26 protein-coding genes are annotated in these 21,407 nt (G+C 72.4%); 14 read left to right on the plus strand and 12 right to left on the minus strand.

Annotation, left to right across the window (positions count from 1 at the left end; translation table 11 throughout):
* Positions 1-427 precede the first annotated feature (427 nt).
* A complete protein-coding gene (locus tag ACYVKZ_RS07665) occupies positions 428-1,162 on the plus strand; it encodes a TetR/AcrR family transcriptional regulator (protein ID WP_460991556.1) in 735 nt (244 codons plus the stop codon).
* 4 nt (positions 1,163-1,166) lie between these two features.
* Here the strand turns inward: ACYVKZ_RS07665 and ACYVKZ_RS07670 are convergent, their stop codons facing one another.
* Entirely contained in the window at positions 1,167-1,481 is a 315-nt protein-coding gene (locus ACYVKZ_RS07670; RefSeq protein WP_460991557.1) for a hypothetical protein, read from the minus strand.
* 192 nt (positions 1,482-1,673) lie between these two features.
* On the opposite strand from ACYVKZ_RS07670, the gene ACYVKZ_RS07675 reads away from it, so the two are divergent.
* From ACYVKZ_RS07675 to ACYVKZ_RS07685, 3 genes are all read left to right on the plus strand, one after another.
* Positions 1,674-1,859, plus strand: a complete 186-nt coding sequence (locus ACYVKZ_RS07675; protein ID WP_307006508.1) for a CsbD family protein — start codon at positions 1,674-1,676, stop codon at positions 1,857-1,859.
* A gap of 89 nt (positions 1,860-1,948) precedes the next feature.
* Entirely contained in the window at positions 1,949-2,209 is a 261-nt protein-coding gene (locus ACYVKZ_RS07680) for a GlsB/YeaQ/YmgE family stress response membrane protein (protein ID WP_307006510.1), read from the plus strand.
* Positions 2,210-2,350: 141 nt separating this feature from the next.
* On the plus strand, positions 2,351-3,631 hold the full coding sequence (locus ACYVKZ_RS07685; RefSeq protein ID WP_460991558.1) for an aminotransferase-like domain-containing protein: 1,281 nt from the start codon (positions 2,351-2,353) through the stop codon (positions 3,629-3,631).
* An 18-nt stretch (positions 3,632-3,649) separates the two neighbouring features.
* On the opposite strand, the gene ACYVKZ_RS07690 is transcribed toward ACYVKZ_RS07685, so the two are convergent.
* A complete protein-coding gene (locus tag ACYVKZ_RS07690) occupies positions 3,650-4,366 on the minus strand; it encodes an NUDIX hydrolase (RefSeq protein WP_460991559.1) in 717 nt (238 codons plus the stop codon).
* 29 nt (positions 4,367-4,395) lie between these two features.
* On the opposite strand from ACYVKZ_RS07690, the gene ACYVKZ_RS07695 reads away from it, so the two are divergent.
* The gene (locus tag ACYVKZ_RS07695; protein WP_460991560.1) at positions 4,396-5,856 is read left to right on the plus strand and encodes a multicopper oxidase family protein; all 1,461 of its coding nucleotides are present in this window, start codon (positions 4,396-4,398) and stop codon (positions 5,854-5,856) included.
* Here ACYVKZ_RS07695 and ACYVKZ_RS07700 read toward each other — a convergent pair.
* On the minus strand, positions 5,853-7,568 hold the full coding sequence (locus tag ACYVKZ_RS07700) for an APC family permease (protein WP_460991561.1): 1,716 nt from the start codon (positions 7,566-7,568) through the stop codon (positions 5,853-5,855). The genes ACYVKZ_RS07695 and ACYVKZ_RS07700 overlap by 4 nt on opposite strands.
* Positions 7,569-7,731: 163 nt before the next feature.
* Here ACYVKZ_RS07700 and ACYVKZ_RS07705 point away from each other — a divergent pair, with 163 nt between their 5' ends.
* The gene (locus tag ACYVKZ_RS07705; protein WP_460991562.1) at positions 7,732-8,700 is read left to right on the plus strand and encodes an NAD-dependent epimerase/dehydratase family protein; all 969 of its coding nucleotides are present in this window, start codon (positions 7,732-7,734) and stop codon (positions 8,698-8,700) included.
* Between the two features lie 61 nt (positions 8,701-8,761).
* Here ACYVKZ_RS07705 and ACYVKZ_RS07710 read toward each other — a convergent pair whose 3' ends face one another.
* Both ACYVKZ_RS07710 and ACYVKZ_RS07715 read right to left on the minus strand, forming a co-directional pair.
* Positions 8,762-9,262 carry a DUF3817 domain-containing protein gene (locus ACYVKZ_RS07710; RefSeq protein ID WP_460991563.1) on the minus strand — a complete coding sequence of 167 codons (501 nt, stop codon included), beginning with the start codon at positions 9,260-9,262 and terminating at the stop codon, positions 8,762-8,764.
* Between the two features lie 92 nt (positions 9,263-9,354).
* Positions 9,355-10,293, minus strand: a complete 939-nt coding sequence (locus ACYVKZ_RS07715) for an NAD(P)-dependent oxidoreductase (RefSeq protein ID WP_460991564.1) — start codon at positions 10,291-10,293, stop codon at positions 9,355-9,357.
* Positions 10,294-10,325: 32 nt separating this feature from the next.
* Between ACYVKZ_RS07715 and ACYVKZ_RS07720 the strand changes: the two genes are divergently transcribed.
* On the plus strand, positions 10,326-10,817 hold the full coding sequence (locus tag ACYVKZ_RS07720) for a 2'-5' RNA ligase family protein (protein ID WP_460991565.1): 492 nt from the start codon (positions 10,326-10,328) through the stop codon (positions 10,815-10,817).
* 15 nt (positions 10,818-10,832) lie between these two features.
* On the opposite strand, the gene ACYVKZ_RS07725 is transcribed toward ACYVKZ_RS07720, so the two are convergent.
* Positions 10,833-11,756: a LysR family transcriptional regulator gene (locus tag ACYVKZ_RS07725; protein WP_460991566.1), complete on the minus strand. Its 924-nt coding sequence runs from the start codon at positions 11,754-11,756 to the stop codon at positions 10,833-10,835.
* 123 nt (positions 11,757-11,879) lie between these two features.
* Between ACYVKZ_RS07725 and ACYVKZ_RS07730 the strand changes: the two genes are divergently transcribed.
* The 3 genes from ACYVKZ_RS07730 to ACYVKZ_RS07740 all read left to right on the plus strand — a co-directional run bounded on the left by ACYVKZ_RS07730 (position 11,880) and on the right by ACYVKZ_RS07740 (position 14,603).
* Positions 11,880-13,007, plus strand: a complete 1,128-nt coding sequence (locus ACYVKZ_RS07730; protein WP_460991567.1) for a PrpF domain-containing protein — start codon at positions 11,880-11,882, stop codon at positions 13,005-13,007.
* 55 nt (positions 13,008-13,062) lie between these two features.
* Complete coding sequence (gene dctA / locus ACYVKZ_RS07735; RefSeq protein ID WP_460991568.1) at positions 13,063-14,373, plus strand: C4-dicarboxylate transporter DctA; 1,311 nt, start codon at positions 13,063-13,065, stop codon at positions 14,371-14,373.
* Positions 14,374-14,480: 107 nt separating this feature from the next.
* Complete coding sequence (locus ACYVKZ_RS07740; RefSeq protein WP_460991569.1) at positions 14,481-14,603, plus strand: hypothetical protein; 123 nt, start codon at positions 14,481-14,483, stop codon at positions 14,601-14,603.
* 30 nt (positions 14,604-14,633) lie between these two features.
* Here ACYVKZ_RS07740 and ACYVKZ_RS07745 read toward each other — a convergent pair whose 3' ends face one another.
* From ACYVKZ_RS07745 to ACYVKZ_RS07755, 3 genes are read right to left on the minus strand one after another with little or no spacing between them, the layout of a single operon-like run.
* The gene (locus ACYVKZ_RS07745) at positions 14,634-14,867 is read right to left on the minus strand and encodes a hypothetical protein (protein WP_460991570.1); all 234 of its coding nucleotides are present in this window, start codon (positions 14,865-14,867) and stop codon (positions 14,634-14,636) included.
* 51 nt (positions 14,868-14,918) lie between these two features.
* Positions 14,919-15,401: a hypothetical protein gene (locus ACYVKZ_RS07750; RefSeq protein ID WP_460991571.1), complete on the minus strand. Its 483-nt coding sequence runs from the start codon at positions 15,399-15,401 to the stop codon at positions 14,919-14,921.
* 58 nt (positions 15,402-15,459) lie between these two features.
* Positions 15,460-16,122: an NADPH-dependent F420 reductase gene (locus ACYVKZ_RS07755; RefSeq protein ID WP_460991572.1), complete on the minus strand. Its 663-nt coding sequence runs from the start codon at positions 16,120-16,122 to the stop codon at positions 15,460-15,462.
* A 153-nt stretch (positions 16,123-16,275) separates the two neighbouring features.
* Between ACYVKZ_RS07755 and ACYVKZ_RS07760 the strand changes: the two genes are divergently transcribed.
* Both ACYVKZ_RS07760 and ACYVKZ_RS07765 read left to right on the plus strand, forming a co-directional pair.
* Positions 16,276-16,434 carry a hypothetical protein gene (locus ACYVKZ_RS07760; protein ID WP_460991573.1) on the plus strand — a complete coding sequence of 53 codons (159 nt, stop codon included), beginning with the start codon at positions 16,276-16,278 and terminating at the stop codon, positions 16,432-16,434.
* A 26-nt stretch (positions 16,435-16,460) separates the two neighbouring features.
* Entirely contained in the window at positions 16,461-16,739 is a 279-nt protein-coding gene (locus ACYVKZ_RS07765) for a YciI family protein (RefSeq protein WP_460991574.1), read from the plus strand.
* A 96-nt stretch (positions 16,740-16,835) separates the two neighbouring features.
* Here the strand turns inward: ACYVKZ_RS07765 and ACYVKZ_RS07770 are convergent, their stop codons facing one another.
* Positions 16,836-17,876, minus strand: a complete 1,041-nt coding sequence (locus tag ACYVKZ_RS07770; RefSeq protein WP_460991575.1) for an NAD(P)-dependent alcohol dehydrogenase — start codon at positions 17,874-17,876, stop codon at positions 16,836-16,838.
* A gap of 113 nt (positions 17,877-17,989) precedes the next feature.
* Between ACYVKZ_RS07770 and ACYVKZ_RS07775 the strand changes: the two genes are divergently transcribed.
* Positions 17,990-18,796, plus strand: coding sequence for a hypothetical protein (locus ACYVKZ_RS07775; protein WP_460991576.1), 807 nt, complete (start codon positions 17,990-17,992; stop codon positions 18,794-18,796).
* Between the two features lie 6 nt (positions 18,797-18,802).
* Here the strand turns inward: ACYVKZ_RS07775 and ACYVKZ_RS07780 are convergent, their stop codons facing one another.
* The gene (locus ACYVKZ_RS07780; RefSeq protein WP_460991577.1) at positions 18,803-19,345 is read right to left on the minus strand and encodes a VOC family protein; all 543 of its coding nucleotides are present in this window, start codon (positions 19,343-19,345) and stop codon (positions 18,803-18,805) included.
* A gap of 68 nt (positions 19,346-19,413) precedes the next feature.
* Here ACYVKZ_RS07780 and ACYVKZ_RS07785 point away from each other — a divergent pair, with 68 nt between their 5' ends.
* Positions 19,414-20,193, plus strand: coding sequence for an AraC family transcriptional regulator (locus ACYVKZ_RS07785; RefSeq protein WP_460991578.1), 780 nt, complete (start codon positions 19,414-19,416; stop codon positions 20,191-20,193).
* 6 nt (positions 20,194-20,199) lie between these two features.
* Here ACYVKZ_RS07785 and ACYVKZ_RS07790 read toward each other — a convergent pair whose 3' ends face one another.
* Positions 20,200-21,330, minus strand: coding sequence for an FAD-dependent oxidoreductase (locus ACYVKZ_RS07790; protein ID WP_460991579.1), 1,131 nt, complete (start codon positions 21,328-21,330; stop codon positions 20,200-20,202).
* Positions 21,331-21,407 lie beyond the last annotated feature (77 nt).

Here is a 21,407-nt window from a genome sequence, read left to right on the forward strand (position 1 = left end):
CCCCAGCCGCGCCACCTGCCGCAGATCCTCGAAATCATGCCCCGGCACCCGATGCCGACGCGCCAGCGCATCCGCCAGCCCCAGATGCTCCACCACCAGGGCCCCCGCCCCAGCATTCAGGGCACCGCCCGCAGCAGAACCGGCAGCGGCAGCAGAAGCACCCGCAGCAGAAACGCCCGCGGCAGCACCGCCGTCGGCCTCCGCGCCAGACTCCCCGGCCCGGCCCCCGGCCACGACCCTCAACCGGCTCTCCCGCTCCATCACAGCTGACTCGCCCACAGCGACCTACCCTCCCTGCACCGCCTGGCGGTGCCCGGTGTTGATGCTGGCTACCTCGAAGTCTTCAACGAGACAGACCTGTCTGTTCCGTCAGAAACGTTTATATAGGTAGACAGACCTGTCTGTCCAGCGTGCTACCATCGATGGCATGAACGGTCGAGACAACGGCCGGGCCCCCGAGGCCGCGGCACGCAAGCCTGCCCGCGAGCGGATCCTGGAGACCGCCTACGGGCTCTTCGCCAAGCGCGGCGTGAGGGACGTGGGGATCGACGAGATCATCGCCCGGTCGGGGGTCGCCAAGGCGACGTTCTACCGGCACTTCCCCTCGAAGGAAGCGCTCGTCCTCGCGTACATGGACCGCTGGTACCAGGCGCGCCACGACGCCATTGAGGACGCGATCGCCCACGCGCACAACCCCGACGACGCCCTGCTCGCCGCATTCACCGTGCTGGACGAGTGGTTCAGCCGCGGCGCGGTCGAGGTCAACACCTTCCTCCACGTCATGATCGAATTCGGCGCCGAGCATCCCCTCGGTCAGGCCGCCATGGCACATCTGGCGGCAATCCGCGAGCGCCTCGCCGCCCTCGCCGAGGCAGCGGGGCTCAATGATCCCGAAGGGTTCGCCTGGTCCTTCCACATCCTCACCAAGGGCGCCATGGTCGCCTCCATCGAAGGGGACCAGCGCGCAGCCCTCCGAGCCCGCAATCTGGCCCGAGTGCTGATCGGCCTCCACAGGCCGGACCGGCGCTCGGCCACCCGCCCCGTGATGAAGACGACGGGCAGCGCAGCCGCCCAGCACAAGGCCGGAAGCAGGGAACCGGCACCCGTCCGAGAGCTCGGGGAGTCCGCATCAGTGCGGAGACTCGACAGCGCCCGAGGCTGAGCCTCTACGGCTGACGCGAGTCAGGGGGCACGGGGCCGCCGGGAGGGAATGGCTCCCCCGGGGCAGGCCGCCCCGGAGACGGAAGCCCGGGCTCCGGCGCGCCATCCGGGTCGAACGGCGGGAACGTGTCCGGCCCGGGGTCCGGCGGGATGCTCGGTCCGGGAGGAACGCCCGGCTCCGGCGGGCGGTGCGGCGGGGCCGGCTCGGGCGGCATCGTCTCGAGCGCGGGAGCGCACGAGGAGAGCACAGAGCTGTCGGCGACCGCGCTGACCTCGACGGTGCAGACGGTGGAATCGATCGTGGCCTCGATGGTCTTCATCCCTCCCTCCTTCCCCGTGCAGCCGCCGTCACACAGACCGGGCCGGCGGACTGCTCCACGAGCCGATGTTTGACCAGCGGAGCCCAGGGGAAACGGGAGGGCATGCGGCTCGGGGGCACTCCCCGCAGCCCGCGGCAAGGACCAGAGGGAAGGGGCACTCCAGCCCCTCTCGCTTCCCAGAAGGAGAAAGCCATGGGTATCGGAGACAAGTTCGAGAACAAGGCCGAAGAGCTCAAGGGCAAGGCCAAGGAAGGTGCCGGCGAGGCCACGGACAACCCGGACCTCCAGGCCGAGGGCAAGGGCGACCAGGCGAAGGCCGGCGTCAAGCAGGCCGGCGAGCACATCAAGGACGCCGCCAAGGACATCACCGGCCACTGAGGCCGCCCCACCGCCGAACGGTTCACCTCGCTGACCGATCCGATGATCGGTCCAGAGAACATCGAGTCCCCCTCAGAAGGAGCTAATCCATGGGCATCATCGCGTTCCTCATCCTCGGCCTGATCGCCGGGGCGATCGCGAAGGCCATCCTCCCCGGCCGTCAGGGCGGGGGCATCCTCATCACCATGCTCTTGGGAGTCGTGGGTGCCCTCCTCGGAGGATGGATTGGAAGCGCGATCTTCGGCGTCGGGCTCGCCAACTTCTGGAGCCTGCAGACGTGGATCGTCGCGATCATCGGCTCGCTGGTCGTCCTCGGCATCTACGGCGCCATCACGCGCCGCAGGGCCTGAGGTCCAGTAGCCGACCCTCTACGGCGGCGGCTCGCCCACCCGGGCGGGCCGCCGCCGTCGTGCGTGCACACCCAAGCGCGCACTAGGGAAGCAAAACAACATTGGGTGCATATTGGGCAACTTTCGGGCTAGGATGTGGGCGTGACGCCCCACGAGACTGAGCTGACCGCAGAGACCCAGACCGCCCTCGAGCGCGCGGACGCCGCGCACCGGCACGAGGCGCTCTTCTCCGAACGGGCGCACAACATCAGGCAGTCGGCGGTGCGGGACGTCTTCGACATCTCGATCCGCCCGGGCCTCGTCTCCCTCGCGGGCGGGTCCCCGAGCCTGACACGCCTCCCGCTCGGCCTCGTCGCCGAGACCGCCCAGCGGGTCATCATGGACCACGGCATGGAGGCGCTTCACTACGGTGGCGGCAAGGGCACCCTCGCGCTGCGCGAGCTCATCTGCGAGATCATGGCTGAGGAGGGCATCCTCGGTGCCTCGCCCGAGGACGTCGTGGTGACCACGGGGTCGCAGTCCGCGCAGGATATCGCGGCCAAGGTGTTCTGCAACCCGGGCGACGTGGTGCTCGCCGAGGACCCCACCTACGTGGGGGCGCTGAACACCTTCGAGGCGTACCAGGTGCGCGTCGAGCCGGTCGGGATGGACGAGGACGGGCTCATGCCCGAGCTCCTCGAGGCGCGCATCGCCGAGCTCGAGGCCGCCGGGGACACCATCAAGCTCCTCTACACGATCCCGAGCTTCAACAACCCCTCGGGCATCACCCTGGCCGCCGAGCGGCGCCAGCGGATCGTGGACATCTGCCGCGAGCACAACATCCTGATCCTCGAGGACAACCCCTACGGCATGCTCCGCTTCGACGGGCGGCCGCTCGCCCCCCTGCGGGCCGACAACCCCGACGACGTCATCTACTGCGGCTCGTTCTCCAAGATCTTCTCCCCCGGGGTGCGGCTCGGCTGGGCGCTCGTCCCCAAGCACCTCTACCGGCGCTTCTACCTCGCCGCCGAGGCGGTGGTGCTGTGCCCGTCCATGCTCAACCAGATGCTCGTCACCGAGTTCTTCCGCACCTTCGACTGGCGCGCCTACCTCGCCGAATCCCGCGCCGTCTACGCCGAGCGGTGCGCGGCCATGCTGCATGCACTCGGCGAGCACTTCCCGTCCGAGGCGACGTGGACGACGCCGAGCGGCGGCTTCTTCGTCTGGGTGACCCTCCCCGAGGGGGTCGACACCTACCCCCTCCTCCACGAGGCGATCGATGCGGGCGTGGTGTTCATCCCCGGCGCCGCGTTCACGCCGTCGGACGCGCCGAGCAGCAGGCTCCGGCTCGCGTTCTCCGGTGTGGCACCGGAGCAGATCCGCGAGGGCGTGCGGCGCCTGGCCCCGGTGGTGCGGGCCGCCGTCGAGGCGAACGCCCGGTAGCCGGCCCCTCGCCGGGGATCAGCCCAGGGCGTCGGGCCTGCGCTCGTAGACCCACGGCAGGCGCGAGATCGTGAGCCGGTGGCGCCCGCTTCCGGCCGCCCCGGGGTCCCCGTACTGCGCGTCGCCGGCCCAGAGGACCGCCTCGATCCTCCCCTCGGCGTCCACGAGCTGGTAGCTCGCGAACCGGGCCGCCGGCCGCGGCACACCCCCCAGCGCCTCCTCGGCGGAGCCGGCCCGGGCCAGGCCGTGCAGCGTGAGCCACGTCGGCGGGAACAGCACCATCTCCCCCGCCGCGTGCCGCTCGAGGGCCACGGCCGGCCGGAGCCACGCGGAGTCCACGTGCTCGTCGGCACTCAGCAGCATCTCCCCGCCCGGGTCGCGGGCGAGGAAGAACCATGTGGTGAGCCTCTTGGGCGCGCGCGCAGGCGGCACCCACCGGGAGAGCTCCACGAGGTGCGACTCCGCCAGGACCAGCCCGGTCTCCTCCCGGGTCTCCCGCACCGCGGCCCGGCGCACGGCCGGCGGCGCGGCCGCGGAGGGTTCGTCGTCGTGCGCGGAGGACTCCTGGGGATCGTCCGGGTGGGAGTCCTCCGGGTCGACGCGGCCGCCGGGGAACGCCCAGGCGCCCCCGAAGGATCCGGCCACCGGCCTCTCGAGGAGCAGCACCTCCAGCCCCGCGTCCGCGTCCCGCACCACGACGACGGTGGCCGCGCGCCCCACGATCGGTGAATCCATACCGCCACTGTAGGCCTACGCTGGAAGACGTGCTCCTCACCCGCCGTGTCTTCCTCCGCGCCTTCGCGGCCGCCGCCGTGCTCGCCCCCGCCGCCCCCGCGCTGGCCGGCTGCGCGGGGACCGAGGAGGTGCCCGCGGTCCCGTTCGGCGCGAGGCTGCCTATCCCTCCGCTCGACCGGGGCACCGTGGAGACCTCGGGCGGCGCCCCCGTGCGGACCTTCCGGCTCGCCCCGCAGGCGGGCACGCACGAGTACGTCCCTGGCAAGGCCACCGAGTCGATGGGCTACAACGGCGCCCTCCTCGGCCCGACCCTGCGCGCGGCCCGTGGCGAGAAGGTCCGGGTCAGCATCGAGAACAGGCTCGCGGAGGCGACCACCCTGCACTTCCACGGGATGATGCTGCCCGCGGCGGCGGACGGCGGCCCGCACGCCATGATCGATCCGGGCGGCTCCGCGGCGCCGGAGTGGACTATTGACCAGCCCGCCGCGACCCTCTGGTACCACCCCCACCCGCACGGGAGCACCGAGAAGCAGGTGGGGCTCGGGCTCGCGGGCCTGTTCCTCCTCGACGAGGCGCAGGACGGCCCGGGCGCGGCGCTGCCACACGAGTACGGCGTGGACGACATTCCGCTCATCGTCCAGGACCGCCGCCTCGACGGCAGCGGCAAGGTCACGTTCGACCCCTCGGGCAACTCGCTCGGCACCCTCGGCAACTCGATCGCCGCGAACGGCACCCTGGGGGCGGTGCTGCCCGTGACCACCCAGCGGGTACGGCTGCGGATCCTCAACGCGAGCGCCGGGCGCTGGTTCAGGTTCGGCTTCGCGGACCACCGCCGCTTCCACATGGTGGCGTCCGACGGCGGGCTGCTCGCCGCGCCGCTCGAGCTCGACGCCGTGCAGCTCTCACCCGCCGAACGGGCCGAGATCGTGGTCGAGCTCAGGCCCGGCGAGTCCCTGATGCTGCGCTCGTTCGCCCCTGACCTGGGCCGGGTGAGCCCGCCGGACGCGTTCGGCGGCGGGAGGGACTTCGACGTGGTGAGGCTCGACGCCGCGGCCAGCCTCGCGCCGTCGCCCGCCCTGCCAGCCGCGTTCGGCGCGCTGCCGGAGCCCGTGGACGCCCGTACCGCCACGTCGCGCTCGTTCACGTTCAGCGGGCGGCAGATCAACGGCCGGACCATGGACATGGAGCGGATCGACTTCACCGCGGCGCCGGGCGCGCCGGAGGTGTGGTTCGTGGACAACGTCAATCCCTACCAGCACAACGTCCACGTCCACGGGGTCCAGTTCCGGCTGCTGGACATCAACGGCGCTCCGCCGCCGCCCGAGCGGGCGGGCTGGAAGGACACCATCCCGCTGCTGCCCCGGGAGCGGAACCGGATCGCGTTCCGCATGCCCCGCTATGCGGACGCCGAGCACCCGTACATGTACCACTGCCACCTGCTCACCCACGAGGACCAGGGCATGATGGGGCAGTTCACGGTCGCGTCCTAGCCTGCGGCGCCGCCCTCCGCTGGCCGGGTGCCCTCCGGGCCGGGTCCGGCCGCGGCGTCCGCGGCGGCCTCGGAAGAGTCGATCGTGGCGAACTCGAACTCGTCCTCGCCGACCGCGGCCACGATGTCCTCGGGCTTCATCGCGAGGCTCACGGCGTAGTAGAAGATCACGAGGCTGAAGCCGACCACGAAGAGGATGTCGACCCACTCGGGGAGGATGCTCAGCGACCCGGTCCCGTAGCGCCCCAGCAGGCCCAGGACGACGAGGCCGATCAGCCAGGGCCAGATCCACGAGGCCGCGCGCCAGTCGAGGTCCCGGCGGAAGCGCAGGGACTTGGAGCGGTGCAGCGCGATCTCGAAGATCACGCGGCCGATCAGGATCGCCGTGAGGATCTTCCAGATCGCCTCGAACCCGGACCAGTAGATGATGAGATTGGCCGAGACGAACCCGAACGGGGTCAGGACCTGCGGCCACGGCACCCGGTAGGGGTGCTCCCGGCCGGCGTGCTGGCGGATGAGCGCCTCCAGGGAAACCGGGGCGAAGGCGTACATGATGGCCGTGGCGTCCGTGACGAGGCCCACGAGGGACTGCCAGCTCGGGAACGGCAGGAGGGCGATGAGGCCGATGACGAACGCGAGCAGGATCGATCCGAACGGCACCCCGCGCTTGCTGACGGAGGTGAGCCAGGGCGGCAGGGCGTCGTCCTCCCCCAGCGCGTAGGAGATGCGGGCCGAGGTGCCGATGTACACGAGCCCGGTCCCGAACGGGGAGATGACCGCGTCGATCAGGAGGACAGTGGCGAGCCAGCCCGCGCCCGCGGCGAGCGCGAGGTCGTAGTATGGGCCGAACGCGCCGGCGCCCAGCGGGTTGTCCCAGTTCGCGGCGACATTGGCCGGGTTGATCGCGCCGATGAACGCGACCTCGAGCAGGATGTAGACCGCCGCCCCGATGAGCATGGCCGTGATGATGGCCCGGGCGACGTCCTTCTTCGGGTTCCTCGCCTCGCCGGCCATCTGCGCGGCCTGCTCGAAGCCCTGCAGGGCGAAGACGACGCCGAGCGGGAGCGCGGCGAAGATCCCGTGGACCCCATGGGGCGCGAAGCCGCCCGCGCCCTGGCTGAAGTTCTGCGGGTGGAAGGTCAGGGCGATGATGACGACGATCGTCAGCGCGGGCACGGCGGCCTTCCAGATGACCACGGCGATGTTGCTGTCGGAGAGCCACTTGGCCCCGAGCAGGTTGACCACCGTGAACACGGCCAGGGCCAGCACCGCGATGAGGAGGCCGACCGGGGTGAGGGTCGAGTCGGCGTTGACCAGGTCGATGCCCTTCGCCCACGGTGCGCTCTCGAGGTAGGTGATCGCGCCCTCGACCTCGATCGGCGCGATCGTCACGGCCTGCAGGTAGCCCACCCAGCCCGCGGAGAACCCGGCGAGCGCCCCGAAGGCGTAGAGGGGGTACCGCGCCGTCCCGCCGGCCACCGGGTAGGCGGCCCCGAGGTCCGCGTGGATCAGGGCAAGCACGATCAGCATGATGGCCGCGATGAGCCACGAGATGATCGAGGCCGGGCCCGCCGACTTCGCGGCGCCCAGGGCCCCGAGCAGCCAGCCGGAACCGATGATGGAGCCGAGCGAGACGAACATGAGTCCCCAGAACCCGACCACGCGCTTGAGGGGATGCCCGCCGTGGGTAGGGGTGACGACGTCCTGAGCCATGGTGGCCGCCCTTTCCGGGTTGAAGCCTGCCGGGCCCTTCGGACCCGCCCCCAATGACTCCTAGAAGATAAGCCCGGCCGTGATCCGTGCGGAAGGGGTGACCCGCGCGGAATCGCTGATGCGCCCCGCGGCCCGCTGTGAGGGCGTGGGGTAGGTTCGCATCATGAGCCGCGTCGTCGTCATCGGTGCCACCGGGCACATCGGGTCCTACCTCGTGCCGCGCCTGGTGCGCGCGGGGCACGACGTCGTGGCGGTGAGCCGCGGGAACCGTGAGCCCTACGTCGACACCGCGGAGTGGGCGCTGGTGGAGCGGGTCGCCGCGGACCGGGACGCCGAGGAGGCCGCCGGCACGTTCGGCCGCCGGATCGCCGAGCTGGGGGCCGATGCGGTGGTAGACCTCCTCTGCTTCACCCCCGACTCCGCGCAGCACCTCGTCGACGCGCTGCGTCCCGCCCGGCCGCTCCTGCTCCACTGCGGGAGCATCTGGGTCCACGGGCGCGCGCTCCGCGTCCCGGTCACCGAGGACGAGCCCCGCACGCCGTTCGGCCCCTACGGGACGGGCAAGGCCCGCGTCGAGGAGCTGCTGCACCGCGAGACGCGCAGGGGCGGGGTGCCCGCCGTCGTGCTCCATCCCGGCCACATCTCCGGGCCCGGGTGGCCCGTCATCACGCCCGCCGGCAACCTCGACCCCGAGGTGTGGCGGCGCCTGGCCACCGGCGAGCCGCAGGCGCTGCCGGACCGGGGCCTCGGCATCCTGCACCACGTCCACGCCGACGATGTGGCGCAGGCGTTCGAGCTCGCGCTGCGCCGGCCCGGCGCGGTCGGCTCGAGCTTCCACGTGGTCTCCGCGCAGGCGATGACGCTCCACGGGCTCGCCGCCGGGGTTGCGGCCTGGTTCGGACGCGAGCCCGTGCTCGAGTTCGTGGACCCCGCGGAGTTCGAGCAGCGGTACGGGGCCGAGCATGCCCGGGCCACGTACGAGCACACCGAGCGGAGCATCGCCGCGAGCATCGCCCGCGCCCGCGAGGTGCTCGGCTACGCGCCCCGCTATTCGTCGCTCGAGGCGCTCAAGGAGTCGCTGCGGTGGCTCGTGGACTACGGCCAGGTCGATGTGGGCGGCCAGTCGTTCTGACCGGGCCAGTCGTTCTGAGCGGCCCCGTCGGGAGGCCTGCGCCGTCGGGGGACCTGCGTGGTCAGCGGCCCCACTGCGTGGGCGGCCCGACGACGAGCAGCGCGGAGACGATCGCGGCGACGGCCACGACCATGCCGGCGCCGAGCGCGATGGGGTGGGCGAGGAGCACCCGCAGGGCCCGGCCCGAGAGCGTGTGGTCTCGGGGATCCTCGGTGGGCTCACGGCGCCACGCCCCCTCGAGGTGGCCGCGGCGCTCGAGCCAGCGGTCGAACGGGTAGGTCGCGTACGGCACCACGGCGGTGGCGACCGCCGCCGCGATGCGGGCCAGCGGCCAGCGCTGGTTGACGCCCACAAGCGCGGCCGTCACTCCGTAGGAGACGAACACGATGCCGTGCACCATGCCCGCCACCCGCACAGGCCAGTCGCCGAGCGCTACGGCATACTTGAGCACCATCCCGAGGATCAGCAGGGTCCAAGTGGCCATCTCGGCCAGGGCGAGCGCCCGGTAGAGGGAGCGGGGGGTGGCGGCGCGCGGCCGGTCCAGGGTCTTCAACGTGGTCACCCGACCATCCTCGCCCACGCGCACCACGGCGCGCGTCCACCTTTCGGTTGATCCTCGCCCCCCGGGCGGGCCCTCCCGCCCGGGGGCGCCTGTCAGTAGCCGGCGGCGGCGTCCACGAGGCCCTCGAGCTCAGCACCGGCCGAGTACCGGCGCAGGTTCTCGGCGAGGCGCTCCCCGAGCAGCGGACGGATCATCTCGAGGGTGTCCGCGGCGTGGGGGGTGATGAGCGCGTGCGGCTCGTCCCAGAGCGGATGCCCGTCGGGAAGGGGCTCGGGATCCGTGACGTCGAGCGCCGCGCCGGCGATCGTCCCGGACCGGAGCGCCGCCACCACCGCATCCGTGTCGACCAGGCCGCCGCGGGCGATGTTCACGAGGACCGCGGTGGGCTTCATGAGGGCTAGCTCCGGGGCCCCGATGAGCTTGGAGGTGTCCGCGGTGAGGGCAGCGGCGACCACCACGACGTCCGCCTCCGGCAGCAGCTCGGCGAGGTGGGCCGGCGTCGTCGTGCTCCTGGCCCCCGCGACCGAGGCGCGGGTGCGGCGCACCACGTCGACCTCCATGTCGAACACCCGGAAGAGGCGCAGGATCTCCAGGCCCACGCCGCCGGCGCCGATCACGAGGGCGCGCATGCCGTGCAGGGAGGTGCCGGTGGCCGGGCCCCACGAGCGGGCGCGGGCCCGTTCCGGCAGGTGGCGCAGCAGCGCGAGGGAGAGGGCGAGGGCGTGCTCGGCGACGGGCTTGGCGTAGGCGCCCTTGGCGCTGGTCCACACCTTTCCGGGGTGCGCGGCGAGAGCGTCCGCGTAGGCCTCGATCCCGGCCGAGGGCAGCTGGACCCAGCGGATCGAGGGCGTGCCGTCGAGCACGGCGAGGAGGTCGTGCTTGGGGTTGCCGTGGTCGAGGGCGAGGACCTCCGGCTCCCCGTCGAGCCCGACGAGGGTGCCCCCTCCGGCCTCGATCGCCTCGGTCATGAACGGCAGCAGCTCGCCGTGGACGGCGACGCGGAGGGGCGCGGACGGGGTCTGTGTGGTCATAGGGCCAGACTAGCGGCGCCTACGATCGTGGAGTGCACCGCTTCGCGATCGTCCTGCCTCTGGCCCCCATGGCCGTCGGCGAGCGGTACGCGGTGCGGGACTGGCCCCTGCACATCACGGTGATGCCCGTCTTCACGACCTGGGCGAGTGCGGCACAGCTCGCGGCGGACATGGGCGCGGTGGCCGCCCGGACGGCCCCGATCACGGCCGTGGCGGGCCCCGGGGAACTGTTCGGCCCGCGGCACGACACGCCGGTGGCCCTCGTCGACTCGCCCGGGGTCCGGGCCCTCCACCGAGACCTCGTGGAGGCGCTGGAGCTCCACGTGCCGACGTTCCGCCGCCCCGACTTCGCCGGCGACGGCTACCGCGCCCACATCACCGCGACCCGGCGCGGCGCCGCGGAGGAGGGGCAGCCGCTGCACCTGGGCCAGCTTGCGCTCGTGGACATGGAGCCCGAGCCGGGCCAGGGGCGGCCGCTGGTGGTCGCGGTCGCGGGGCTCGCCCCGCAGAATCCGCGCGCCTGAGCGGCGTTCCCGGGGCTACCGTGCCGCATGGAGGGAGCCCTGCGCCCGCTCGGCTGTAGAGCGGAAGACCTCGGTGGCCTGCTGCGCCGCCGGGCTGAGGCGCCGGCCGGCGAGCTGGGCCAGCAGGATCCTCCGGGTGGGCGAGTTCTCGATCGGCACGATCGAGATGTCGGGCCTCAGAGCGCTGAGGGCGAGCCGGGGGGCGAGGGCGATCCCGATCCCCGCCGCGACCATGCCCTGGGTCTCGTTGTAGTCGTTGGCGGCCAGCGCGATGCGGGGTTCGAAGCCCGCCCCGCGGCAGAGGCGGCTGAGGACATCCGCCACGGGGTGCTCGTCGCGGACCACCCACTCCTGGTCGCGCAGGCGGCCCACGCGCACCGGACCGCCGCTGGCGAGGGCGTGCTCGCGGGGCACCAGGAGCACGGTGGGATCGTCCATGAGCGGCATGACGGCCAGCTCCTCGTCCTTGATGCGCTCCCACGGGTAGTCCCACAGGAGCGCCAGCTCGATGTCCCGCCGCTTGAGCCGCTCGATGAGCCCGTCGCGCCGGGCGCTCGCCACCGTGACGGCGACCCCTGGATGGCGCGCGCGGAAGGCGAGCACCACGTCGGGCATCAGCGAGGCCCCGACCGTGGGGAAGGTGCCGAGCCGCAGCTGCCCCCGGCGCAGCCCGGCGAACTCGCCCATCTCGGCGTGGGCCGCCTCGATCGTCCTGTCGATCTCGTCCGCATAGCGCAGCAGCGCCGTGCCCGCCTCGGTCAGGACCACCCCCCGGGGGTGCCGCTCCACGAGCACCACCCCCATCTCGCGCTCGAGCTTGGAGATCTGCTGGGAGACCGCGGACGTGGTGAAGGACAGGGCCGCCGCGGCCGAGGTCAGGGAGCCCAGACGGCCCACTTCCCGCAGGAGATGGAGTCGCCGCAGGTCGAGATCAGCCATGTCCCGAGTTTAGCAAAAGTAGAGGGACGTCTACTTTTCTGCGATTGTGCTGAACCTTCGCTGCCCCGATCGTAGAAGGAGCAGGCGCTGTGAGGCGCACCACCAAGCGTGAAGGAGAGGACCGTGCAACTCCGCGGTCATTGGTATCGAGGCGGCACGAGCAAGTGCTGGCTCTTCGACGCCCAGGACGTGGCCCGGCACGCCGGCACCCCGGAAGAGGTGCTCCACCTGCTGGCCGACGCGTTCGGCGCGGCGGACGCCCGGCAGCTCGACGGCGTCGGCGGCGGCACCTCGACCACCTCGAAGGCCGCCGTCATCACCGCGACCCCGGCGGGCCCAGCGGACCTCGACTACCTCTTTGCGCAGGTCGGGATCGGCGATTCCACCGTCGAGCTGGGGTCCAACTGCGGCAATTGCGCGACCGCCATCGCCCTCTACGCCGTCCAGTCCGGCATCGTCGCCCCGCAGGAGGGCGCCACCCGCGTGAGGATGCGCAACCTCAACACCGGCGCCGTGCTCACGGGGACGATCGCGACGCCCGGCCGCCGCATCCCGACCTCGGGGCGGGCCACGGTGCCCGGCAGCAGCGCCCTCGGAGTCCCTGTGAGCCTGTCGTTCCACTCGCCGTGGGGCGGAACCACCGGCAGGGTGCTGCCGACCGGCCGGCCGGCCGATGCGCTGGCCGTGGGACGGGCCACGCTGACCGTGACCATGGTGGACGCCGGCGCGCCCGCGGCCCTCCTCCGCGCCGACCAGCTCGGAATCGACCTTTCCTCCATGGACGCTGGCCTCGGCGCGCACCTCCCCCAGCTCATCTCCGCCCGGGCCGCCGCCGGCCTGGCGATGGGCCTGAGGAAGCCCGAGGACCCGCCGCAGAACGCCATCCCCAAGATCGGGGTCGTGGCCCCCGCGGGGGACTACACCGCAGCCGACGGCACCCGGGTCGGGGCCGAGAGCCACGACCTGCGCGTGCGCATGCTCTCGATGCTCGCACCGCACCCCGCCATCGGCCTGACCTCCGCGGTCGCGGTCTCCCTCGCCGCCGCGGTGCCCGGGTCGGTGGTGGCCGGCGCGCTGCCGCCGGCCCACGCCGGGGGGCTGCTGCGCCTCGGCACACCCGCCGGCGTCATCACCGCCGAGGTCGTCACCGACCGCTCGGGCGCGGTCACCGAGGTCGCCCTCCACCGGGCGGCGCGCCAGCTCGCGGTCGCCGACATCGACGTCGCACGCCCCATGGCCCAGACGGCCTGACCACTATCCCCCCGGCCCTGCCACAAGCTGCAGGCCCCACCCAGGAAGTTGTTCAATGAAGATCAAGTCCATCCTCGGACACCTCTATGTCCAAGTCCTCGTCGGCGTAGCACTCGGCATCCTCGTCGGCGCCCTCTGGCCGGACCTCGGGTCCTCGCTCCAGCCCCTCGGCGACGGCTTCGTCAAGCTCGTGAAGTTCCTCATCGCCCCGATCGTCTTCTGCACGATCGTCAGCGGCATCACCTCCCTCACGGACACCAAGAAGGTCGGCCCGACCCTGCTGCGCTCGCTCGGCCTCTTCTACACCCTCACGGCCCTGGCGCTCGCCCTCGGCCTCGGCGCGGTCCTCCTCTTCCAGCCCGGGGCCGGGATGCACATCGACCCGGCCCACCTGAACGCGTCCGTCGCGTCGAAGTACACGAGCCAGCTGCCCAGCAGCAACCCGGCCGACTTCCTCCTGAACATCATCCCCACCACCCTCGTGGGGGCGTTCGCCAACGGCGAGGTCCTGCCCGTGCTCCTGGTCGCCCTCCTGTGCGGCTTCGCGTTCACCAAGCTCGGCGCACCGGGCAAGCTCGCCCTCGAGGTCGTCAACAGCTTCAACAAGCTCCTGTTCGTCGTCTTCGGCTACGTCATGAAGGTCGCCCCCATCGGCGCCTTCGGCGCCATGGCCTTCACCGTCGGCAAGTACGGCGCGCACTCCATCGGCAACCTCGGGATGCTGATCCTGGCCTTCTACGCAGCCTGCATCGCCTTCGTCATCATCGGCCTGGGCATCCTCGCCAAGGTCACCGGATTCAGCCTCTGGCGGCTCCTGCGCTACTTCAAGGACGAGTTCCTGATCGTCCTCGCCACCTCCTCGAGCGAGCCCGTGCTCCCGCGCCTGCTCGCCAAGCTCGAGCGGATCGGCTGCGAGCGCGGCGTCGTCGGGCTCGTCGTCCCCACCGGCTACTCCTTCAACCTCACCGGCACCGCCGTGTACCTCACGCTCGCCTCGATGTTCATCGCCCAGGCCTGCGACATCCACCTCAGCTGGGGCCAGATCCTCCTCATGCTCGGCATGATGCTGCTGACCTCCAAGGGCGCAGCCGGAGTCAGCGGCAGCGGCTTCGTCGCCCTCGTCGCCACCCTGACCGTCATGCCCACGCTCCCTGTCGCGGGCGTCGCCCTCATCATCGGGATCGACCGGTTCATGAGCGAGGCACGCGCCCTCACCAGCACCGCGTGCAACATCGTCTCCTGCATCGCCGTCGCCCGCTGGGAGAAGGCGCTGGACACGGACGTCCTCCAGGCCGAGCTGACCTCCGGCTTCGTCGCCACTGAGACCGAGAAGCAGGCGCTCGCCGCCGCCGTCCCCGCCCACTGACCCAGGGAAAGCCTCCCGGCGCCGGCTCGCGCAGCTCGCAACACGCACCCCGAAAGTCGGGGGAGCCGGCGCCGGGACACACGCATCCGAGCACGAAGGACAGAACCATGGCGCCCACAGCACTCGATGACATCGGGAGCCTCGAGCTCGAGACCGTCGAGGAAGACCTCTGCACCGGCGGCCCCCAGGCCGGGGCCTGCATCTACTGCTCCGGACCGGAAACCGACTGATCATGTGGCCCGATCCTTCGGACCCCGCCGCTACGCAGCGGCGGGGTCCGAGGCGCGCCGGTGGACCTCGTACTCCTCGAACTCGATGATGCGGCGCTCGCCCGCCGCCGATTCGGCCCAGAAGAGGCCCATGCTCGGATGGATCTCCAGCACGCGTCCGGCAAAGTGCCACACGCCGCCCACTCGGGCCTCGATGTCCATGCCGAGGCTGAGCTCCCTGCACGTCCTGACGCGTCCCGCTCCCACACCGTGTGCCGTTGCCATCACTGCCTCCGCTGTCATCGTGGCCTCCGCTCGTCGACACCTCCGCGGTGCCTATACCCCGTCAGGGTCCGGCTTATGCGACGGGTCTGCACCCCGCGGTCCGGTCCACACCAGGGCCCGGGTGATCCTCGGCTCGAGCCAGAACACCAGCAGTGTCACCGGGATCCACGCCCAGCTGACCCACTCGGTGACCGCGTCCGCCGCCTCGTGGTGGGCGTTGGGCGTTCCGGCACCCTCGGCCGCGAGCTGCAGCGGGGCTCCCGCGGCGATGCAGAGCGACAGGCCGACGGTCCCGGCGAAGGCTGCGCGCACGAAGACGGCCTGCAGGGTCGGGGCCCCTTCGCGGGGGCGGTGGTACGCCAGGAGGACCAGCAGGAAGGCGATCCCCAGGACCACCGAGAGGAAGGTCCAGTCGCCGGGCTGGGCGAAGAAGGCGGCGCCCGCCGCCACGATGGCCGTGGTGAGGGCGCCCGTGTCGACCGCACCAGCCCCGAGGCCGCCATGAGCCCTGTCGTCCGCACCGGCCGCTGTCATCCTGCCATTGTGCGCGGGAGCAGCGTCGGCGGTGAAGGCGCGGGCCCGCGCCTCGTCTCTACGCCGCGGCGCTCTCGGCGACTGACGCGGTGTGGCGCCTGAGCGCCTCGGCCAGCCCCGCGGCGTCGTGCGCCCCGGCGAAGGCCTCGGTGCCCGGCTCGAGGGCGCGGCCGGCGGCGAGCGGCCCGGCGTCGACCGCGTCATAGCCGAGCGCGTCGACGAAGGCGAGCACACGCTCGCGGGCGGAGGCGTCGTCCCCGGCGACGGCGAGCGCGCGGCGCCCGGCGGCACCAGCGGGGCGGCCGTCCGCCTCAAGCTCGTGGTAGCCGATGTGGTTGAGCGTCTTGACCACCCGCGAGGCGGCGAGGAAGTCCTGCACCACCTCGGAGGAGCCGCGGCCGCCGAGCTCGGGCATGGCGCCGTCGGTCGGCTCCCAGTAGTTCATGGCATCGATGACCACGCGGCCGGCGAGCGCGGCGGGGTCGAGCGTGCGGTACTTGTGCAGCGGCAGGGCGAGGACCACGAGGTCGGCCTGGGCCGCCTCCGCGGCCGTCACCGCCATCGCACCGGGGGTGATGATCTCCACGATCAGGGCGATGTCCTCGACCGGCTTCGCGGTGGCGATCCGCACCTCGTACCCGGCCTTGAGGGCCTCCCGGGCCACGGCGGTCCCGACGCGGCCCGCCCCGAGGATGCCGATGCTCCTACTGCCCTGCCCCATGGTGATGTGCTCCCGTCGATTTTATGGACTCGTCAACTACCTTGCTGCGTCAACGCCCTCGGCCCCCGCCGCATTCCCCCATGCGGTTTGCGGCAGCACGACCGGGTAGTGGTGATGGATACGTTGACGCAGAGCCGAAGGAAGGACAGGACAGTGAAGCGGCGAGCGAGCGTCCATGAGCACCGGCAGGAATGGATCCGCAAGCAGAGGGACGAGAGGGAATCCGCCCAGGGCAGCCAGCCCTCGCGGCGCGGCCCGTCCCGCCAGGACCGCGAGGACACGGACTCCGGGCGCGACCGACGCGCCGCCTAGCCCCTCCCGCGCCGTAGGATCCCGGCATGGAAATCGTGGTGCTCTACCCCCTCCGCGACGGCGCCGACCGGGAGCGGATCCTCGAGGTCTACCCGCGGCACAAGGCCTACTACGAGGCCTTCCGGGCCGACGGCGGGGGCCTCCTCGCGCTCGGACCCTTCCTGACGCCGGACCCGGCGGCCGGCTCGATGGGGATCTTCAGCTCACGCCAGGACGCCGACCGGTTCATCGCCGGGGACCCGTTCGTGCTCGAGGGCCTGGCCGAGCCGCGCGTGCTCGAGTGGAACGCCGTCCGGTTCGACTAGGCCCCCACGCAGCGGCGCGCCGCACCCGGAAGGTGCGGCGCGCCGTCGTGCGCCGGAGCGGACCCGCAGAGGCGCAGCCCGCTCAGGACGCGGCCGTCAGAACGTCGCGGCGTCGATGACGAAGCGGTAGCGGACGTCGGAGGCGAGCACGCGCTCGTAGGCCTCGTTGATCTGCTCCGCGGGGATGAGCTCGATGTCCGCGCCGAAGCCGTGCTCGGCGCAGAAGTCCAGCATCTCCTGGGTCTCCCGGATGCCGCCGATCATCGACCCGGCGAGGGTCTTGCCGCCGCCGATCAGGCTGAAGGCGTTGACCGCGAGGGACTCCGGCGGCGCGCCGACGCTGACCATGGCGCCGCCCGCGGCGAGGAGGCCGAGGTAGGCGTTGAGGTCGATCGGGGCACTGACGGTGTTGAGGATGACGTCGAACGTGCCCGCGAGCTTCTCGAATGTCTCGGGATCGGACGTGGCGTAGTAGTGGTCCGCGCCGAGCCGGAGCCCGTCCTCCTTCTTCTTGAGTGACTGTGAGAGCACGGTGACCTCGGCACCCATGGCGTGGGCGATCTTGACGCCCATGTGGCCGAGGCCGCCCAAGCCCACCACGGCCACCTTCTTGCCCGGGCCAGCGCCCCAGCGGTTCAGCGGCGAGTAGGTGGTGATGCCCGCGCACAGGAGCGGGGTCGCGACGTCGAGGTCGAGGCCGTCGGGGATCCGCAGGACGAAGTCCTCGGTCACCACCACGTGGGTCGAGTAGCCGCCCTGGGTGATGGTGCCGTCACGGTCCACGGCACCGTAGGTGCCGACGTTGCCCTCGAGGCAGTACTGCTCGTTGCCCTTCTGGCAGTTCACGCAGTGGCCGCACGAGTTGACCATGCAGCCCACGCCGACGCGGTCGCCGACGGAGTGCTTGGTCACCTCGCTGCCGACCTCGGTGACGATGCCGGCGATCTCGTGGCCGGGCGTGAGCGGGTACTGCTGGGGTCCCCAGTCTCCGCGGACGGTGTGGATGTCGGAGTGGCAGATGCCCGCGTACTTGATCTCGATGAGGACGTCCTGCGGGCCAAGCTCGCGGCGCTCGATGGTGGTCTTGACGAGCGGCTCTGCGGCGCCCGGTGCTGCGTAGGCGTTGACGGTGGGCATGGTGACTCCAATCCGTTGGGTGTTGAGTCTGCTTGATGCGGCAAACATCGCCCAGCATCCTACGCTACCGAGGAGTACAGTCGCATCATCCAGCGCGCTGCGAGGAGGCGGGCATGGCCGTTCCGGACCGCTTCGTGGTGCTGCCTGCGGGGCCGCTGCTGCTCACCACGGAGGAGACGCGCCTCCTGTGGGCGTTCGTGCACGGCGACATCATGGACGCCGCGGTGCGGTCCTGGCTGCGCGCCTCTCTGGGCTTCTGTCCCCGGCACACCTGGGCGTACGCGGTGGTGGAGATCGAGCTGTGGGAGGCGGGGGTCGGCGGACGCGGCGGCCACCAGCCCTTCGACGTGTGCGTGCTGTACGAGGACCTCTGCCGCACCCTGTCCGACCGCCTGGGCAGGCCCCGCGGCTGGGGGCGCCGCGCCGAGGCGGCCCTCGTGCCCTCGCGCCGCTGCTACCTCTGCGCCCAGCTCGCGGGGGCTCCGCGGGAGGGGTTCGCCCTGGGGTACGCGAATTCGAACAGCGCCGCGCTCGCGGCGGAGGCGAACCTCCTGCGCCACACCCGCCGCTGGTGTGCGGCGACGGCCGAGGAGTGGCTCCCCTCCGCCTGCCCAGCCTGCCTCGGCGGTCCGGTCCCCGGCACGGACGACGGCGGCGTGCCCCTGTGCCGCTTCCACCTCGCCGAGGCGGTGCGCGCCCGGGCAGCGGACGAGGCCGCGACCGCCGCGCGGCTGGCCGAGGCCAGGGAGCGGCTCGCGTCGATCGCCCAGCGCGTCGCCACGCTCGCGCGCTCGATGACCGCTGCGGGTGCGCCCGCCGATGCGCGGACGGAGGCGAGCTGGATCGAGGCGCTGGGATTCTTCGGCGGCTGGCAGTTCCCGGCCTACCTTGCCGGGATCCGCGCGGACGGGTCGCCCTGAGCCGCGTCAGCCGCCCAGCGACGCGGCCCACGCGTCGATGCGGGCCTTCACCTCCTCGTCGGAGAGGTCCTCGACCCGCGTCATGATGGACCAGCGGATGCCGAAGGGGTCGCGGATGCTCGCGAACCGGTCCCCCGAGACGAAGTCGGTGGCCGGCTCCCGCACCGTGGCCCCGCCGGCCACGGCCCGCTCCACGGCGGCGTCCACGTCCGGGACATAGACGGCCAGGGAGTAGCAGTCGTCGTCCCCCGCCGGCGGGAGCACGAGGTGGTACTGCGGGTTCGCGTCGCCGAGCTCGAGGCGGCCGCTGGGGAAGTCGAGGACGGCGTGCGCCACGAGCGGCCTGCCGTCGGGCCCGGGCATGTCGGTCCGGGAGAGGAGCCGGGCGCCGAAGACGGCCTCGTAGAAGCCGATCGCAGCGACGGCGCCGTCGACCACGATGAACGGCGTCAACGAGGTCGAGCCGCGCGGCATCCCGTTGACGGTGTGCTCGCCGTTGGCGGCGCGGCTGCCCGAGGCGGCAGTGGTCTCTTCTGTCTCTTCGCTCATGCGGCCACGCTAGCCGCCGGCCGGGCCGGGGCTCTTGAAGAATCCCGCCACCGCCTAGGCTGTGCCCTGTGCAGCCGACATCCCGCGGAGAGCTGACCCCGGATCCGCGCGCGCCGATCACGCGGATCGCTCCGCCGGACTGGGCCGGCCACGCCGTGCGGCACCTCTGGATCGTTGAATGGGACCTCCCCGCGGGCGAGGCCGTCCGCCAGCTGGTCCTGGGCTATCCCGCGCTGAACATCGTCGCCGAACCGGAGAGTTTCGCGGTCTACGGGCCCACGACGTCGGCCTCCACCCGCACGCTCGCGGGCTGCGGGTGGGGCGTGGGGCTGCTGCTGCGGCCCGCGGCCACCCCGCTGTTCGTCCGGCGGCCCGCGGAGTTCGCCGACGCCGAACGCGACCTCGACGCGCCCGAGGTACACCACGCCGTCGTGCGCGCCATGGGATCGGAGCAGCCGGCGGCGGACCGCTACGCGGAGGCGGCGGACGCGGTGCTGCGCTGGATCGTGGGGCTCCTGCCGGCCGCAGACCCGCGCGGGCTCGAGGCCAACCGCATGGCCGAGCTCGCCGACTCGCGGCCGGGGCTGCTGAAGGTGGCGGACCTCGCGGCCGCGATGGGGGCCTCCGAGCGCACGCTCGACCGGCTCGCGGCCGACTTCCTGGGCCCGACCCCTGCCGCGCTCATGCGCCGGCGGCGGATCCAGCTCGCGGCCGAGCGGCTGCGCGCCGATCCCCGCACGCCGCTCGCCGAGCTCGCCCACAGCCTCGGCTACGCCGACCAGCCCCACCTCACCCGGGACTTCCGCGCCGTGCTCGGGATGACCCCGCGGGAGTACTCGGGCCGTTGAAGGCCTCTATCTGGCCACGCGGAAGCGCTCGGGGACGCCCCCGGCGCCCGAGGCCACGTCCGCAGCGAGTTCGCCGATCACGGGCGCGAACTTCGCGCCGTGCCCGGAGCACGGGGACACGACCGTGAGGCCCTCGGCCGAGTCGATGACGAAGTCCTCGGTCGGGGTATTCGTGAAGAGGCACGTGGTCTCGGCGTAGGGCTCGGGGACGAGGCCCGGCAGGTACTCGCGCACATACTCGACGATGCGGCGCCGGTTCTCGGGGTCGATCAGCCCGTCCTGCTCGGCGGCCGAGGGAAGGACCTTCCCGCCGTTGAACTCGGCGAGCTTCTGGCCGCGGGACCCGGCGTCGCGGCCGCCCGGGAGCCCGTACGCCGTCCAGGGCCCACGCCCGTGGATGAACGTGGGCCACGCGGCAGCCGCCTCGGCCGGCCCGCCGGCGTAGGGAAAGTGGTACGCCTGTTCCTGCCGGACCTCGAGGCGGGGCATCGCGGCGAGGAATGCCTCCGGCAGCGGGAGCACCGCGAGCAGCCGCGGCAGCCAGCCGCCCGCCGCGACGACGACCCGGCCGGCGCGCAGCGTCCGCCCGTCCTCCGCGGTGATGACGAAGGCTGACCCGTTCCGGGCCACGGACTGGGCCGCCCAGCCGGTCTCGAGCCGGGCGCCGTGGCCGGCGGCGGCGCGGACCATGGCCATCACCGTCTCCTGGGCGTCGATGACGCCCGCGCAGGGGTGCCACAGCACCTCGGTGTCGAAGGCGATCTGCGGCCACCGGCGGCGGGCTTCGTCGGCACCGAGCAGCTCGTGCTCGATCCCGCAGGCCGCGAGGACGGCGGCGAGCGCCGCCGGGTCGCGCTCGGCGCCATAGTCCACGGAGCCGGTGGTGGTGATGAGCTCGCGGCCGCTGAGCCGGGCCAGCTCCGCCCAGCCGTCCTCGGAGCGCTGGAGGAGGCGCGTGTAGAACTCGTCCTCGTAGGCGTAGCGGAAGATGCGCGCGGACCCGTGGGAGCTCCCCAGCTCATTGGCCGGGGTGGTGCGCTCGAGGATGGTCACCTGATGGCCCCGCGCCGCCAGGTGCCACGCGGTGGAGGCACCTGCCAGCCCGGCCCCGATGACGGCGTAGTCGGTCGATTCCATGGCCCCGCTCCTGAGTCTTGGTGGCTCGCTGTGCTCCCAGTAACCCATCAGGAGAGGCGTCTTCGCCAACTCGGCAA

Source organism: Sinomonas soli (assembly GCF_054782415.1).